17 protein-coding genes are annotated in these 16,210 nt (G+C 49.7%); 9 read left to right on the top strand and 8 right to left on the bottom strand.

Going from position 1 to position 16,210, the window contains the following annotated elements:
- Positions 1-147: 147 nt before the first annotated feature.
- From EV211_RS00085 to EV211_RS00075, 3 genes are all read left to right on the top strand, one after another.
- On the top strand, positions 148-702 hold the full coding sequence (locus tag EV211_RS00085; protein ID WP_133527393.1) for an RNA polymerase sigma factor: 555 nt from the start codon (positions 148-150) through the stop codon (positions 700-702).
- Positions 695-1,363, top strand: a complete 669-nt coding sequence (locus tag EV211_RS00080; RefSeq protein WP_133527392.1) for a DUF4367 domain-containing protein — start codon at positions 695-697, stop codon at positions 1,361-1,363. The genes EV211_RS00085 and EV211_RS00080 overlap by 8 nt, the downstream gene beginning before the upstream one ends.
- Before the next feature lie 581 nt (positions 1,364-1,944).
- Positions 1,945-2,214: a hypothetical protein gene (locus tag EV211_RS00075; RefSeq protein WP_133527391.1), complete on the top strand. Its 270-nt coding sequence runs from the start codon at positions 1,945-1,947 to the stop codon at positions 2,212-2,214.
- Between the two features lie 8 nt (positions 2,215-2,222).
- On the opposite strand, the gene hydF is transcribed toward EV211_RS00075, so the two are convergent.
- The 5 genes from hydF to EV211_RS00050 form a co-directional block, all read right to left on the bottom strand.
- A complete protein-coding gene (gene hydF, locus EV211_RS00070; RefSeq protein WP_133527390.1) occupies positions 2,223-3,536 on the bottom strand; it encodes a [FeFe] hydrogenase H-cluster maturation GTPase HydF in 1,314 nt (437 codons plus the stop codon).
- A 334-nt stretch (positions 3,537-3,870) separates the two neighbouring features.
- Positions 3,871-5,289: a [FeFe] hydrogenase H-cluster radical SAM maturase HydG gene (gene hydG / locus EV211_RS00065; protein WP_133527389.1), complete on the bottom strand. Its 1,419-nt coding sequence runs from the start codon at positions 5,287-5,289 to the stop codon at positions 3,871-3,873.
- Positions 5,282-6,409: a [FeFe] hydrogenase H-cluster radical SAM maturase HydE gene (hydE, locus tag EV211_RS00060; RefSeq protein WP_133527388.1), complete on the bottom strand. Its 1,128-nt coding sequence runs from the start codon at positions 6,407-6,409 to the stop codon at positions 5,282-5,284. The genes hydG and hydE overlap by 8 nt, the downstream gene beginning before the upstream one ends.
- Before the next feature lie 2 nt (positions 6,410-6,411).
- A complete protein-coding gene (locus EV211_RS00055) occupies positions 6,412-6,666 on the bottom strand; it encodes a TM1266 family iron-only hydrogenase system putative regulator (RefSeq protein WP_133527387.1) in 255 nt (84 codons plus the stop codon).
- A gap of 226 nt (positions 6,667-6,892) precedes the next feature.
- Positions 6,893-7,450, bottom strand: coding sequence for an ECF transporter S component (locus EV211_RS00050; RefSeq protein WP_133527386.1), 558 nt, complete (start codon positions 7,448-7,450; stop codon positions 6,893-6,895).
- Positions 7,451-7,580: 130 nt separating this feature from the next.
- Here EV211_RS00050 and pdxR point away from each other — a divergent pair, with 130 nt between their 5' ends.
- The 3 genes from pdxR to EV211_RS00035 are packed head-to-tail and all read left to right on the top strand — an operon-like array spanning position 7,581 to position 9,767.
- On the top strand, positions 7,581-8,963 hold the full coding sequence (gene pdxR, locus EV211_RS00045; RefSeq protein ID WP_133527385.1) for a MocR-like pyridoxine biosynthesis transcription factor PdxR: 1,383 nt from the start codon (positions 7,581-7,583) through the stop codon (positions 8,961-8,963).
- A 12-nt stretch (positions 8,964-8,975) separates the two neighbouring features.
- Positions 8,976-9,344 carry a fluoride efflux transporter CrcB gene (gene crcB / locus EV211_RS00040; RefSeq protein ID WP_330564440.1) on the top strand — a complete coding sequence of 123 codons (369 nt, stop codon included), beginning with the start codon at positions 8,976-8,978 and terminating at the stop codon, positions 9,342-9,344.
- A 12-nt stretch (positions 9,345-9,356) separates the two neighbouring features.
- Positions 9,357-9,767, top strand: a complete 411-nt coding sequence (locus EV211_RS00035) for a universal stress protein (protein ID WP_133527384.1) — start codon at positions 9,357-9,359, stop codon at positions 9,765-9,767.
- A gap of 358 nt (positions 9,768-10,125) precedes the next feature.
- Here the strand turns inward: EV211_RS00035 and EV211_RS00030 are convergent, their stop codons facing one another.
- Positions 10,126-11,277 carry an LCP family protein gene (locus tag EV211_RS00030; RefSeq protein WP_133527383.1) on the bottom strand — a complete coding sequence of 384 codons (1,152 nt, stop codon included), beginning with the start codon at positions 11,275-11,277 and terminating at the stop codon, positions 10,126-10,128.
- A gap of 90 nt (positions 11,278-11,367) precedes the next feature.
- Entirely contained in the window at positions 11,368-12,384 is a 1,017-nt protein-coding gene (locus EV211_RS00025; protein ID WP_133527382.1) for an FAD:protein FMN transferase, read from the bottom strand.
- A gap of 24 nt (positions 12,385-12,408) precedes the next feature.
- On the opposite strand from EV211_RS00025, the gene EV211_RS00020 reads away from it, so the two are divergent.
- From EV211_RS00020 to EV211_RS00010, 3 genes are read left to right on the top strand one after another with little or no spacing between them, the layout of a single operon-like run.
- Positions 12,409-12,780, top strand: coding sequence for a NusG domain II-containing protein (locus EV211_RS00020; protein ID WP_133527381.1), 372 nt, complete (start codon positions 12,409-12,411; stop codon positions 12,778-12,780).
- Positions 12,761-13,288, top strand: a complete 528-nt coding sequence (locus EV211_RS00015) for a Gx transporter family protein (RefSeq protein ID WP_133527380.1) — start codon at positions 12,761-12,763, stop codon at positions 13,286-13,288. Before EV211_RS00020 ends, EV211_RS00015 begins: the two co-directional genes overlap by 20 nt.
- Positions 13,289-13,337: 49 nt before the next feature.
- Positions 13,338-15,083: an aminopeptidase P family protein gene (locus EV211_RS00010; RefSeq protein ID WP_133527379.1), complete on the top strand. Its 1,746-nt coding sequence runs from the start codon at positions 13,338-13,340 to the stop codon at positions 15,081-15,083.
- A gap of 407 nt (positions 15,084-15,490) precedes the next feature.
- On the opposite strand, the gene EV211_RS00005 is transcribed toward EV211_RS00010, so the two are convergent.
- Entirely contained in the window at positions 15,491-16,042 is a 552-nt protein-coding gene (locus EV211_RS00005; protein WP_133527378.1) for an HdeD family acid-resistance protein, read from the bottom strand.
- Positions 16,043-16,210 lie beyond the last annotated feature (168 nt).

Here is a 16,210-nt window from a genome sequence, read left to right as displayed (position 1 = left end):
ATTATAACATAATGGCCTCTATTTTAATATACTAAAGTGTGAATTATTTCTCATGATGCTGTGTATTTTTTAACAAACATAATATGACTATACCGCTGTCCGTAATGGGTGCATAATATGGACATATGATTCAAAAGGGAGAACGTTATGCTTCAAACATTTCTACAGATCGTAGACACGCCGGAAGAGCAGAGTAAATTTGAAAAGCTGTACTACCAGTATATGCAGCTCATGCATTTTATTGCGAAGAATATCCTGAATGACGAGGGCCTGACTGAGGATGCTGTAAACGAGGCTTTTCTTCGTATTGCCAAGAACTTTCATAAGGTCGGAGACATCGACAGCGGGCAGACGAAGAGCTTCATCCTCATCATAGTCAGAAACGTGTCTCTGGATATGCTGAAAAACAATGGCAATGACCTTGGCTATGAAAGCGATGCCGGCGAGGCTACCGAAGAGAATGCCGGTCACACAGGCCCTGTCAGCGACAGCGTCTTCGAAAGCATCCGCTATAACGCGCTTGTCGCGGAGATCAAAAGCCTGCCTGCCATATACCGCGACGTGATGTATCTTTTGTGCGTGTGCGAGTATAGATACGTCGAGATCGCCACTATGCTGGATCTGTCCGTAGTTGCCGTGCAGAAGCGCGCCCAGCGGGGCCGCGAAGTTTTGATAGAAAGGCTGGGTGGACGCTATGAGTAAACTGCAGAATGCCCTGACCGATGTATACGCTGACGAGATTGCCATGCTTGAGGCTCAGGCTGCGGCCGCTCCTAAGCATGAATTTTCCGCGGAATTCCAGCGCAAAATGAAGCCTGCCTTCAAGGCGGCTGAGCGCCGCTACGTTCACGTGTCTCACTTCCAGCTGCGCCGGGCAGTGTTGGTGGCTGTGCTGATTGCCACGCTGATCATCTCCTCTCTGACTGCCATAGCTGTGATGAAACCCAGTCTGCTATATCATATCAGAAAAAGTGCTATTGACTGGAGTATCACCTTCGACCAGAAAGGGACCGTAGATGAAGATGCGAAAATCGAGTATATTGACCCTGAGTGCCCTGCGGGATTTAAGGTCATTAGTAGAGATAGAGGCCCTATAAGCAATGACATAAGTTATGAAAACAGCAAAAAACAATTCATTAATTATGATCAGTCATTTGCAGATGGTCAAAGCGTCGGTTTAGATGCGGAAGATAGCGATATTCATGAAACCACTATCTTTGGCCATAAGGCAATAATATCGCATAAAGACGACATGCATCAGATTTTCTTTGATGACGGTACATATACTTATGACTTAAGTGGAAACTGTGATTATAAAACTCTTAAAAATATGGCTATATCTGTTATGAAACAATTCAAATAGCCGTCATTTAGGTTATTTTCAAATTATTTTTACCTTTTTTCGAAAATCTTGTCCACAAATCGCCACTCAGACAGTTTATATATATGAGAGGTCAATCAAGACACTCAAATATATAAAAGAAAGGAGGCCAGTTTCATAAAATACATAAAAGAAATACTTCTGTTGACAATAGTCTTTTCTTTCCCGTGTTTATACAGTGTAAACGCAGACTACCACACTGATGGCACTATTGATAATGCCATCGGTCACTTGATAATACTGCTCAGCGGTTTTGTTGTTGCTGTTGTAATTGTAGCTATACGTTACAGATATAGCACAGTTTCCTCATATGCAGAACACTCCGTTGCCCATAAATGCGTTTACACTATCGGTATAACAATTACTTGCCTGATTTGGTTATTTATATATATGAGAAATGTCAGCACCATCGGGTCTGAAACCGTTGGAATCAATTTTAGCAATATGGTTTTCTTCACGATATCAGTTGTCGTGATCATCACTACAATTATTGTCTCTGTATTGTTTTTCAGCATACAGAATTACCGAAAACATAACACAGCAAAGAAAGGGGGAAATCAATAATGGAAATTACAATGATAGCTGTATTCGTAGTACTTGGATTCGCCTTAGTAATGTGGGCGATCACTACGATCTACAAAAAGGCACGGGGCAACAAGCCTGCAGTTGAAAAGCCTGCAAAGGCAACGGTGTCTAACAAGGACAAAAAAGAGTCGCCCTTTGAAAAATACTGTGACGACAAGAAAAACGACAACTACCAGATCCGCGCCAAATGGATCCTTTTGCACGACAAAAACGAGAGAGACGATAGAGGCCAGGATGATTCTATGTAAGACTGGCCCTACAATCCCAACGGCGCAATGCTCCTCTGAAGGATTCCGTTCATGTACGCAATCAGCACGCCATAATTGATAAAAGGTATATTTTGCGCCAGAGTTACATCCCTGCGTCTCACGACTTCACGTTCGTTGAGCATGCAGCCGCCGCAGTGGATGACGACCTTGTAATCCGAAAGGTCACTTGGGAAATCTCTGCCGCTTACAGTTTCAATAATTATTTTTCGCCCCGTGTGGGCCTTCAGCCAGCGGGGTATTTTTACGGTGCCGATGTCGTTACACTGCCGGTGATGCGTGCAGCCCTCGGCGACAAGGACCCGGTCCCCGTCCCGGATACCTTCAATAGAGTCCACCCCCGCAAGAGCTGTATCCAGAAAGCCTTTATACCTGGCCATTAAAATCGAGAACGACGTCAGCAGCATGTCGGCCGGCAGTATCTCTGCTACCTCATGAAAAGCCTGACTGTCAGTGATTACCAGGCTTGGTTTGGTGCGAAGGGCGTTCAAAGCCCCAACTAGTTCTGTCTCCCTTGCAACCGTTACGGTCGCGCCGGCCTCCAGAATATCGCGGATGACCTGCTGCTGGGGCAGGATCAACCTGCCCTTCGGAGCCGACTCATCAATAGGAATCACCAGCACGATCTGGTCGCCCTGGTTTATCAGGTCACCGACCAGGCGGCGCCCGGCGTCTCTGGTCGGCACCATTTGCGCCAGGCGCTCCTTCAGCTCGGTTATGCCTTCATCGGTCCTGGCACTGACATATAGAGCTGTCGCCGGGAGGCTGGCCTCGATGCTGCCCGTCGGGATTCCCATACGGCCGGTCACTTGCAATTCTACCGGGCGACCGGCCTCGGCCGCCAGATCCATTTTGTTAAAAACGATAATGTAGGGAACCTGCCGTTCCCTGAACATTTCTATCAATTGCCTGTCCGGTGGAGCGAGAGCAGGCGCTACGCTGGCGTCGGCCTCAGCCGCCCTTGGCGCATTGTCGCAGACCTCAGCAACGCCTGGCACTGCGCTGCCGTCCACCACCAGTACGGCGATGTCAGTTTTGCCAAGGACTTCCTTTGCTTTCTCCACGCGAAGGCCGCCCAGGGCTCCCTCATCATCGAAGCCAGGAGTGTCGATGATCATGACCGAGCCCAGTGGCAAGAGCTCCATGGCCTTGTAGACCGGATCTGTCGTGGTGCCCTTCTGGGGCGAAACCACAGAAAGCCTCTGGCCGGTCACTCGGTTGACTATGCTGGATTTTCCGGCGTTGCGTCTGCCGAAAAAACCTATATGTATTCTTTCGCCCGATGGCGTATCGTTCAGTGACATTGATGCTCCTTTCAATTGTCTTGGTTGCGGGTTTACTGATTTCGGCTCCGGGCTCACTTGCCTTGATGTGTTTTATGACAAATCGAATTTTTCGTGTCCAAAATACGAAAACCACCACGATTACGTATAGCACAGAGTGGTCTTGCACAATTATACCTCTCTCCGAGTCACAATTTTGGCTCCACTTCACACGCTCATCACCTTTGTTGGCTTCTGGTTATTTCATATACGTTCATATCTGTACTCGAGTTCAGAATTCCCTTCAGCAATAATTAAAATTCAGATTTTTGGCTCCAAATATCGTGATTTATCATAAAACACATACTAGGATTTTTTAGAATCTGAAATCTCGCTGCCCGTTCTGGATGTCGCCCAGATAAGCTTCGCACTTTTCGCGGACCTTCGGATTGGTTATTACATCAAGTTCGCGGGTGATCAGCGCATCGCCCAGGGCCTTGGTCTCCGAAGATGCGTAGTCCTCCAGATATTCCTTCAGCGTCATCAGTGCATTAGGATGGCAACAGTTAACTATCTGTCCGCCCTTCAGCAGAGACATGAATCGGTCGCCCGTGCGGCCTTCTCGGTAGCAGGCCGTGCAGAAACTTGGCACATAGCCCATAGTCATAAGCCAGTTGACCACCTGATCCAGGGTGCGTCTGTCATTTACATCGAACTGGGCCGAGCTGTCCTCTTCCGACTCCTCCTCAGCATAGCCTCCGACACTGGTGCGGGAGCCTCCGCTGATCTGAGAAATCCCCAGATGCAGGACGCGTTTCCTGGAAGCTTCGCTCTCGCGAGTAGAAACGATCATGCCCGTGTATGGAACTGCGATACGGATGCATGCAACGATCTTGGCGAAAGTATCATCGGTGATGCCGTTGTTGAAAACATCCGGATCGATATCATCAGCCTGGCGCACCCTCGGCACACTGATAGTATGCGGGCCACAGCCTTTATAGGCCTCCAGATGCTCCGCATGCATAAGTATACCGGTGAAATCATACCTGTAATTATTAAGCCCGAAAAGCACGCCGAGCCCCACGTCGTCGATGCCGCCATCCATGGCCCTGTCCATGGCTTCCGTATGGTAAGCATAGTCATGCTTAGGGCCCGTAGGATGCAGGCGTTCATAATTTACCTTATTATATGTCTCCTGGAACAAAATATATGTCCCGATGCCTGCGTCCTTCAGCCGCGTGTAGTTTTCCACAGTGGTGGCAGCGATGTTCACATTGACACGGCGGATAGCACCGTTCTTATGCTTGATGTTATATATGGTGTTGATAGACTCCAGTATGTACTCGATAGGATTCATTACAGGATCCTCGCCGGCCTCCAGGGCCAGACGCTTATGACCCATATCCTGAAGAGCTATGACCTCCTGGCGGATCTCGTCCTGAGTCAGCTTCTTCCTGGCTATATGCTTATTGCGAAAATGATACGGGCAGTACTCGCAGCCGTTTACACAGTAATTAGAAAGATACAGTGGCGCGAACATTACTATGCGGTTGCCGTAGAAATCCTTCTTGATCTGCTGAGCCAGGGCATATATCTCCTCATTCTTATCCTCAAGTTCACAATCCAGCAGGACCATAGCCTCCTTGTGAGTGACACCCTTCCGCAGGCGGGCCTTAGCCAGTATCTCATCAATCAGCGCCCGGTCAGTCTTGTGAGCCTCACCATAATCCAGACACTGCCTGATCTCTTCATCATTAATAAAATCCTCCGTCTTCGGCGACATCATATCATACATTTCTTTCTTCCTTTCCAGCCTGCGGGTGATCCCCGCGGGACACAACAAGCCTGTAACCTATAGACTCCATCCGCAGCTCCAGACAATCCCGGCACTCCGCCGCCTCATCCCCAGTGCAGATTTTGTTATCGTATAATTCGTATTTTTCCCTGACCCCCAAAGGCGACAGGTTCGGCATGACCACATTGGCTCCTGCCAGTATGCCCCGCTCCCGGCCGTCTTCCGCCATGGTGCCAAGGGCCGTCGTTGCCGGTATCAAAGCCTGTGGCAGCATGAGCCTCAGGGCCCCGATGCAGTAAAGGGTTTCCTCTACAGTCCCGGCGCGCTCCCCGGCAAAGGGCGTGTCGTGGTGTGGCACAAAGGGTCCTATGCCGATCATCTGCGGCGCCAGCTGTTCTATGAAAAGCATGTCTTCTGCCAGCTGCTCCGGCCCCTGGCCCGGGGACCCGATCATGAAGCCCGTCCCAGCCTGATAGCCGATCTCCGCAAGCTCCCGGAGGCACTGTTTTCTGTGCTCCGGGGATAATCCCTTCGGGTGCAGGCGTCGGTAATGTTCCGGGTCTGCCGTCTCGTGGCGCAAAAGGTATCTGTCGGCGCCGGCCCGGAAGAATCTTTCGTAGCTGCTGCGTTCCCATTCTCCTATGGAAAGGGTCACAGCGCAGTCGGGGTATTTATCCTTAATGGCGGTCACCAGGCAGGCGATGCGATCCTCCGTCAACTGCGGGTCCTCGCCGCCCTGGAGAACGAAGGTCCGAAAGCCCAGTCCGTATCCCTGTTTGCAGCAATCCATTATCTGCTGATCTGTGAGCCGGTACCGGTCAGCCTTGGCGTTGCTGCACCTGATGCCGCAGTAATAGCAATCGTTTCGGCAGTAGTTGGTGAACTCGATGAGGCCCCTGGTGTAAATATCCCGGCCGAACTGCTTCCTGCTCACTTCCCTCGCCCGAGTGCTGAGGTACTCCAAGGCCTCAGGCGTCCTGCCCCGGAAGAAAGCGATCCACTGATTTCTGTCCAGGTGACGGTCGGCCTCCAAGGTGTCAATAAGTGCCCTGGTGCTAGCCCCGCCGCCTTCCCACCCAGAGCTCGGCGGACCCTGGCTGCGATCTCTGACATCTGCCATCTCTATTTTTCCTCTAACCTGGCATAGACGGTCTTGGCTGAAACTCCAGGCAAAGCGCCGATCTTCCCGGCCAAAGCGCTGATGGCGTCGGCCGGTCCGTCTATGGCTATACTGATGAGGAAAATCTGTCTGTTTCTGTAAGGCAGCCCCATGCGTCCTATTATATATTCGCTGTACTCGTGGAGTATCCCGTTGAGATCTCCTGCCTCATGGCCGTTTTCCACGACGATGGATATCATAGCTACTCTGTTTTCCATTTTTACCTCCAAAATTTGCGTGGCCTGCGCATCCCTGCCGGATGCACCGCCTGCGCTCAAAAAACCCTGTGCCGAAAGGCACAGGGTTCCAATTTCAATAGTATTGGCGGCCCGCATTTGATTTCCGAGGCGTAGCCCCGGCCGAGCTGCTTTTTGTTCATGTCCCATGGCCTTCCCGCCTCAGGCTACGTGAGCCTTCCCGGTCAGTACGACCATTGTAACATGATTAGTTCTTGATAGCAAAGAATTTTTTCGCTGGGGTCTTATAAAGTGCCGCCGCCAGTACTGTGGCTACTATCATGCCAACTGTAAACTGTCCGATGTTCCATGGGATCGCCAGTGCGGCGACTGTCCAGTTTCCGTAGATGAAACGCTCTGCGATGAAGTAACCGCCGGCCATTTCAGCTCCGCCCAGGATCATTCCCAGGACTTCTATAAGGCAAACGCCTTTATTTCCGGTCTTATGTCCACGCTTTTCCATGGCTTCAACGAAGATGCCCATGACAAAGGCCATAGCGAATTTGATCACGAAGGTCCAAGGGGCCCACATAGCGTAGCCGCCGAGGATGTCGCCGAGAGCCGAGCCGAAGCCCGCTGCGATGGCGCCGTTCTTCTTGCCCAGTACCAGCACTGAAAGGAATATCATAGCGTCGCCCAGATGCACATAGCCCTGTGTAAACGGCACAGGAACCTTGAATAAACTGGTCGCTACCAGTATCAGGCACATCATGAGTCCCGTCATTACTATCATGTTTATTTTCTTGTCCGATTCATATCTGTTCATTTCTGTCTCCTAAATTATCATCAAGTATTGACCTTTTCTGGATCCACCATTATAATAGCATTAAAGTGTATCTTTTCAAATATGCAATATTAATTACTTTTTAATATACAGTTAGGAGGCATCGGGTAAAATGAAGCCAATTTCCATAGAATTGCATAACAGTTCTAGTAAATCAATGTATATACAGTTGTACGATTATCTGAAAGGGGAAATCACCTGCGGCAATATGGCGGCCGGAGAGAAGCTGCCTTCCCTGAGGAGTATCTCCAAAACCTTAGGCGTGAGCATCACTACAGTGGAGATGGCCTACAACCAGCTTCTGGTGGAGGGCTATGTCGTAAGCAAGCCCCAGTCGGGGTACTATGTGGCCAAGCTTTCCGCAGGCGTCGGCGCCGGCAACCGGGCCGATGATGCTGCGGTGGATTTCGAGAACTATCCCTTCGAGGACGCCCGCTACAAATACGACCTGTCCAGCTTCGACTTCGGCAAATGGAAGAAATGCATGTCCGAGGTGCTGAACTACTATTCCCATCTGCTGCTTTTCGAGAGCGACCCCCAGGGAGAGCAGGTCCTGCGCTTCGAAATCTCCAAGTACGTCTACTCATCCCGAGGCGTCATCTGTACGCCGGACCAGATAGTCATCAGTGCCGGCACCCAGCAGCTGACCAACCACCTTTCCAGAATCATGAACCGTCTGAATATCGGCCATGTAGCCACAGAGGATCCTGGCTATCTGCCTGTCCAGAAAATCTTCCGGGACCACGGTTTTACAATAACCAAAATTCCTGTAGCCGCTGACGGCATCGCCATAGAAAAACTGCCGGTGAACATTCCATCGGCAGTCTACGTGAGTCCGTCCAACCAGTTCCCGACAGGCTCGGTCATGCCCATAGGCAGGCGTTATGAGCTGCTGGACTGGGCAGCAGCCAATAACAGCATTATTCTGGAGGATGACTACGACAGCGAACTGCGCTACTTCGGCCGGCCTGTGCCTGCACTTCAGGGTCTGGACAAAAAGTCCAATGTGGTGTATTTCGGTTCCTTCTCATCTACTTTGTTCCCGGCCATCAAGATCAGTTACATGATCCTGCCTCAGAAAATGGCCGGCATTTTCAGCGAGACCAAGGGCGACTACGACCAGACCTGCTCCAAGGAGGAACAGCTGACCCTGGCCCTCTTCATGGAAAAGGGCTACTATTACACAGGCATACGCAAGCTCAGAAATCTCTACGCCCAGAAACTACAGACCGTCCTGACGGCCTTCAACAAATACGCGAAAGATTTTGTTACTCCTCTGAACACCAGCTCCGGCATCAACATCACCCTGCGGGTCACCACGAAAATCCCGCCGGAAGTTCTCAGTTCCCGGGCTGGCTCCATAGGCCTTCACGTGGCGCCGGTAGCCATGCTCACAGACCAGGACACGGCGGCGCTGATTTTCTATTATAATCAGATTCCTCTGGAGGCTATTGAAACTTCCATAGAAAGTATGATAGAATTGTGGCAACACTAGGAGGTAAGTTTATTGATAATTGATTGTTTATTCGTCGGACTCGGCGGAGCGGGCGGCGCTATCGGCCGCTATCTGCTGGGCATGGTCCCTCTGCGGCCGCAGAATGGCTTGCCGGTCATGACGCTGCTCATCAACATATTCGGTGCTTTCTGCATCGGCTACATTACGGCCCTTGCCATTAAAAGCGGACATTTCAATCCACGGCTGGTTTTGTTCCTGAAGGTCGGCCTCTGCGGCGGCTTCACAACATTCTCAAGTTTTTCTCTGGAAACCGTGGGACTGCTCCAGGCCGGCGATACGTTTATAGCTGTGATCTACGCAGTGCTCAGCGTGGTGCTGTGCCTTGGCGGCGTGGTACTTGGGCAACTGGCAGTGAGATAAAGAGGTGTAAAAATGAAAAAATTATTGATACCTATAGACGGAAGTGACAGAAGCATCGAGGCGGTAGATGCCATAAAAACCATCTATCATCCTGATCGTGTGGAAATCACACTGCTGACCGTCCGCGAAGATGTGGACACTACAAGTCAGGTCTTCTTCGACCGGATGGAGAAAGAATCAATGGCCGTACTGGATCAGGTAGCTGAGAAACTGTCGGATTACCAGGTGACTAAGGCAGTCAAATTCGGAGTTGCCGGCAATACGATCCTGAAATACGCCAAGCAGAACGCCATAGACGTGATCGTCATCGTCAAGCGCACCCATAAAGGAATCTCAATGTTCCTGGGCTCAGTATCCGTTCATCTTATAAAATACGCCCACATCCCGGTAGTAGTACTACCCGAAGAGAAAGCGGAATTATAGCAAGAATTCTAGCATTAATACTACGCAATAAAGCCTCGGCTATTAAAGCTAAAACTCAAGTATCTTTCAACCAAGGCGAGCTATGATTCCGCTATGCGATTCCGCAGGAGCAAGTGCAGTCATAGCCGCAGACGAGCAGGAAGAACAGACAAATGTGCTGCGCTGTCTGAAGCGAAATAATAAAAAAGGAGAAGGCCGAATGTGTAATCATACTTGTATGATTACACCGAGGAATTCTCCTTTTACAGTTTCCACAGGAAACTGTGTTATTTCGCTGAGTTCGCAGCACATTCTGTTCTTCGCGAGTGAGGCTATATGACTGCCTGCGCACGAGGACCAGCATAGCGGAATTATAGCCTTATTTTCCGGACTCCACCTGCTTGATCTTCGTAACTGCCTTCTCCATACTCGTGGCGTCAGGCACGACCACAGAAACCTCCTGATCAGCACCCGTCGAGTAGCAGAACTCAGTAGAATCAGTACCCACCATATTCTGCTTGGTGATTTTCCAATTCGGCATATCGCGAACCTGCATCTTGATCAGATCCCTGATTTCCGTGCCGGTGAAATTAGTCTTCATATAATCCTGGATACCCCCGAGGATATCAGAATACTTCATGATCAGCGTCTTGCTGGAGCTGACCTTCTTCAGAACAGCCTGCATTACCTTCTGCTGATTTTTATTGCGCTGGATATCGCCGTCAGGGAAAGAATGACGCTCCCGGGCGAAAGCCAGAGCCTGCTTGCCGTTCAGGTGGTTCATGCCTTTGTTGAATGTGTAGATAGACTTCATGCCGCTGGTCGTAAATGTATAATCAGAATTCACATCAATGCCGCCGATGGAATCCACCAGCTTCAACACTGTCGAATAATTTACCTTCACATAATAATTCATATCGATGCCCAGGAGATCTTCCACTGCGCCGAGAGTGTCGTCTATGCCGTAGGCGCCTGTATGAGTCAGCTTGTCGGAAGCATAGTTGGCGCTTGGCAGCTTGATCAGATAGTCCCGCGGGATCGAAGTCAGCAGGATCTTATGAGTCTTAGGGTTGACCGTGACTATCATATTCACGTCAGACCGCGAGACTGTGTCAATATTTCCAGTGATATCGATGCCGCTGATGTAAATGTTATATGAATCGTCCGTAACGCTGACGCGCTTGGCCAGGCTGCTGTCAGCAGTATTTATCTTGGTTATCTTAGAGAAAAACTTCACCGTCTTGTAAAGATAATTGCCACCGTAAGCATAACAGCCCACCAGGGCAATTGACAAAACCAGACAAATTACCTTGCGGGACATTTTGAACCTTTTGAAAAACAAAGCCGGAAACAATATCAAAAAGCATACCCCAATGGCGGCGTACCCGCCGTACTGGTATTTGGCCGGCAGAATGTCCGCATAATACATAAGGTACGCGATGCCGCCCGATGCTGCCAGAAACAGCAGGGACCATATGCGGGTTATAACCGCAAACACAGGATGCTTGGTTTTATTCTTGGTTTTGCTCATACATACTCCTCTTTTCCATTGACCAGTATACACGTATCTGCCGATTAGTCCACTGGATTCATTGAATTTTTAGGTAAAATTAAGATTTCCTTAATCTGCATCGAAATCGAAGCCGCTGGTCTTGACGATCTGATCGTTCTTCAGAATGAACAAGGCCTCATAACCGTCCAGACTTTCGATCAGCTTCTTGGCCTTCTTCTCGCCCAGTATCAGGCAGGTCGTCGACAGACCGTCGCAGTCTACGGAATGGCCCCACTTGGATTTGATAGTGACGCCGATAACGTCGGTGCTTACAGGATAACCCGTATTCACGTTGAGTATATGATGATATTTCTTTCCCTTATATTTGAAATAGCGCTCGTAAACGCCCGATGTAACTACTGTGCCGTTGTTAAGGCCGGTGGATCCGACGATCTCGCTCTGGTCGGAGTACGGCTTCTCTATGCCTATATTGAAATCCTGCCCGGACTTGTCGCCTATGCACTCGATGTTCCCGCCGAGACTGATGATAGCGCTGGTGACGCCGATAGACTTAAGATAGGCGCTGACCTTATCCGCGATGAAGCCCTTGGCAATGCCGCCCAGGTCGATTTCGCCCTTGGTCGTACCCATAGTCACAGTGTTGCCGCTGATATGTATCTGCTTGTAATTCACATATGGCAGGGCAGCCTTGACTGCAGCCGCGTCAGGCAACTTAGGATCGTCCGTCTCGAAATCCCACAGGTCGTTGACCTTGCCGATGGTAATATCGAACTTGCCGCCGGAGAGCTTGCAATACTTCAGCCCGTCCCTGATGCACTCTATGGTCTCATTGTCGCACTTGACAGGGGCTCCGCCTGCGTGGTTTATTTTATAAATGTCTGAGCCTTTCTTGGTCTTGCTCAAAAGGTTCTCGTAGCGGGAGCATTGTTTGAAGGCCTTGTCTATGGCCTTTCCGGCGTTGTCCTCGCTCATATCTTTCATATCATAGATAGTAATGGAACAGGTGGTGTCGAAATAAAAACTCTCCTGGGTGACCTTGTCAGTCTTTCCCACACACCCGGTCTGTGGTATAATTAGCACGGCGGTCAAAGCACAGATGCATACCGCGGAAATGATTTTTTTCATAGTACTTCCTCATAAGGAGCTTTCATGTTTAAGATAGTCAAAAAAGCTGATATAGTTTTATTCATAATATTGATAGTCCTCGGTCTGGGACTGTCCTGGCTTTCTATTGCCGGCAGCGTCACAGGCCAGAAGGCTGTAGTAACTGTAAGCGGTAAAGTCTACGGTTCCTACGATCTGTCACGTAATCAATCTGTCACGATCAAACACAAGGGACACACGAACAAGTTTAGCATAAAAGACGGCTATGTGCAAATGACTTATTCTGATTGTAAGAATCAGGTGTGCGTCAAGAAAGGCAAGATCAATGAAACCAATCAAAGCATAGTCTGTCTGCCAAATAAAATAGTAATTACCATAGAGGGAGGTGACGACAAGTATGACGCGATCTCAAATTAGCGAAAGCGCCCAGCGGACCCGCCGCCTGACTATGAGTGCCATGTATGCTACTCTGGCACTGATTTTCACCTATGTGGAATTTCTGATCCCATACAGCGTCGGCATTCCCGGCGTCAAACTGGGCCTAGCCAATCTGGTCATCATCATAGCCCTCTACGAAATGGATTTCCGCTACGCCATGGCCATCAACCTCATGCGTATCGCCCTGTCAGGACTTTTGTTCAGCGGCATCTTCGCCATGTTCTATTCCCTGGCCGGCGGCGTCATCAGCCTAATCATAATGTGGCTCCTCATGAAGACAGGGAAATTCTCCATGATCGGCGTAAGCATGGCCGGCGGCGTAGCTCACAACATGGGCCAGCTCCTGGTGGCGGCCTTCGTGGTATCCAATATTAAAATGTTCGTTTATTTTCCGGTCCTGGTATTCTCCGGTATCGGCGCAGGCATATGTATCGGCATTGTGGCCTACGTTATTGACAAAAGAGTGCCTAAGCAGTTATTTAAATAATGTTTACGGGCGGGGCCGGCGTTGTTCCGGCCGTGCAAGGGAGGTCAAAATGAAGAAAGAACTAATATCGCTGCGCCAGATAATGGCTGAGCAGAACATCGACTATTATATCATTCCCACTACGGATTTCCATGGTTCAGAGTACGTCAACGACTACTTCAAGTGCCGTAAATTCGTATCGGGCTTCTCCGGTTCTGCCGGGACTCTGGTCATCAGCCAGAACGAAGCTTTCCTGTGGGCAGACGGCAGATATTTCCTGCAGGCGGCCGCTCAGATTTCCGGCTCCGGCATCGAACTCATGAAGATGGGCGAACCCGGCGTTCCGACTATCCAAGAATATCTAGAGAGCAAAAAAGCCCCTTATGTTCTTGGCTTCGACGGCCGTCTGGCCAGTGCCACCGAGGGCCGGGCTTATGAAAGCATCCCCGGCGTCGACGTAGTATGGAACAAAGATCTGGTCGGCATGTTCTGGTCGGAACGTCCGGCTATTATCCCGTCTAAGGTCCGTGCTCTGCCCCTTGACATCACGGGCAAGTCCGCCGAAGACAAGCTCCGCGACGTGCGCAAGGCCATGGCTGACAAAGGCGCCAGCTGCGTTTTGTTCAACTTGCTGGAAGAGGTTGCCTGGCTTTTCAACCTGCGCGGCAATGATGTAGAAGACACGCCGGTGTTCTTTTCCTTCGCCTTGGTCACAGCCGAAAAAGCCCAGCTGTTTGTCATGGATGGCGCTGTATGCGAGGATATACGCCGCGGCCTGCCTTTTGTTGAATTTAAGGAATATGATGAGATATATAATGAACTGGCAAAATTGTCTGCAGATGAGGTTCTCTGGATGGATGAGGATTTCGCCAACTTCGCTCTGCGGAGCTGCGTGGCTGATGGTGTCAGGATCATTTCCGAGCCGACGCCTGTAGATCTGATGAAGGCTGTGAAAAACCCAACAGAAATCAAGGGTTTCGAAAATTCTCATGTGAAGGACGGCGTGGCTATGGCCAGGTTTATGTACTGGCTCGACAAGAATGTCGGATCCGGTAAGGAGTCTGAAATGTCTGCAGCGGCCTATCTGGACCAGTGCCGCTATGACGAGGGGGCCTTCGAGCTGAGTTTCCCGACGATTTCCGGTTACAATTCTAACGGTGCCATCGTTCATTACGATCCGCAGCCTGATACCAACGCTATGCTGAAGCCGGAAGGACTGCTGCTGGTGGACAGCGGCGGCCAATACGAAGGAGGTACCACTGATATTACCCGCACCATAGCTCTGGGACCTCTTACACAGAAGATGAAGGATTATTATACTTATGTTCTGAAATCCCACATCGCTCTGTCTACGGCAACTTTCGAAGCAGGCACTACAGGCTATGATCTGGATATACTGACACGTAAGCCTCTGCGCGATGAAGACCTGGATTTCAATCACGGTACCGGTCATGGAGTTGGCCACATGCTCAGCTGCCATGAAGGTCCGCAGTATATTGCCACTCATCATGCTGATGCTCCAATGCTTCCGGGAATGATCACATCTGATGAGCCGGGAGTTTATATTGAGAACGAGTTTGGGGTGCGCCTAGAGAATCTGCTCCTCAGTGAAGAACTGGATGATGGCCGCTATGGATTCACGTCTCTGACTCTCTGTCCTTTCGACCGCAAGGCTATCGCCGTAGAGAAGCTCACTGACGATGAACTTGCCTGGGTCAACGATTACCACAGCTGGGTCCGCCAGATCCTGACACCGCTCCTGGAGCCGGAAGTAGCAGAATGGCTGGCAGGCGCCACCGCCGAAATCACACGCTAAAGCGTTGTTTAATAACTTTTAAGTACTAAAGGTTTTAGCCCTTTAGGTAAAACCCTTGCTGTAGTTCCACTAAGCAAAACCGGAAAACGATAAGTCCAAAACCAAGGACCCTTTCAACCATGCTGAGGGGCATGACCTGGCCGTGATTCCGCAGGAGGAAGAGCAGCGATAGTCGCAAGCGAGCAGGAAGAACAGACTAATGTTGTCGCGCTGTCTGAGGTGAAATAAAAATATAGGAGAACTCTTCAGTGTAATCGTACTTATATGATTACACTGAAGAGTTCTCCTTTCACAGTCTCCACCGGAGACTGTGGTTATTTCACCGAGTTCGCGGCACATTCTGTTCTTCGCGAGCGAGACTATTATAGCTGCCACCGCACGAGGACAAACGGCCAGGTCATTGCCTCTCAGTCCTCTTTCTTCATCTTTCCTATTTGCCTTGAAATCATAAGATTCGCCAGAATGTCGATGACGCCGCTGAGGATCAGGCCGACGCCCATGAACATGAAGAATACATTGGCAGTCTGGAATGGGAACAGCATTACAACCAGACCGAAAATCAGAACGATTATCGCTGCCCAGATACTGCCCTTGAAACTGCCATATCCGAAACGTTTCAGATTCATGGCGTTCTGTATGCCTAATATTCCCTTTACCGTAATCATAAATCCAAAGATGAACGGCACCAGAGAGATTATCAGGGATTTCTTTGCTATAATGAACACTGCCAGAACGATGAGAACTACGCCGAAGGCGAAGCCGTTACCGTTCTCAACTACACGCGTCTCCACAGTGGTCATCATATAACTCATAATGTAGATGATTCCCATAACTCCCACTGCAGCAGCCAGCAGATAGCAAAGTGTATTCCCGACTTGGGTCGGATGGATCAGCAGAATGGTACCCAGTAAAATGTAGATAATTGAAACTACCAGGTTCGACCAGTATTCTTTCTTCATATTTATTCCTTCTTTCCAGTTCGTATTTAAATTTACTTCCTATATTTTAGCACAACCATAAACAATCGTCCATAATCGAGTAGGGGCTAGCAAGTAGCCCCTCTCACACCACCGTACATGCCGTTCGGCATACGGCGGTTCAATTCATATAATAATCTAAACAACTTA

It is taken from the genome of Aminicella lysinilytica (assembly GCF_004362975.1).
In the GTDB taxonomy this organism is placed as follows: Bacteria; Bacillota; Clostridia; order Peptostreptococcales; family Anaerovoracaceae; genus Aminicella; species Aminicella lysinilytica.
The sequence above is the reverse complement of the archived record's forward strand: the minus strand, read 5'-3'. Positions and strand labels throughout refer to the sequence as shown.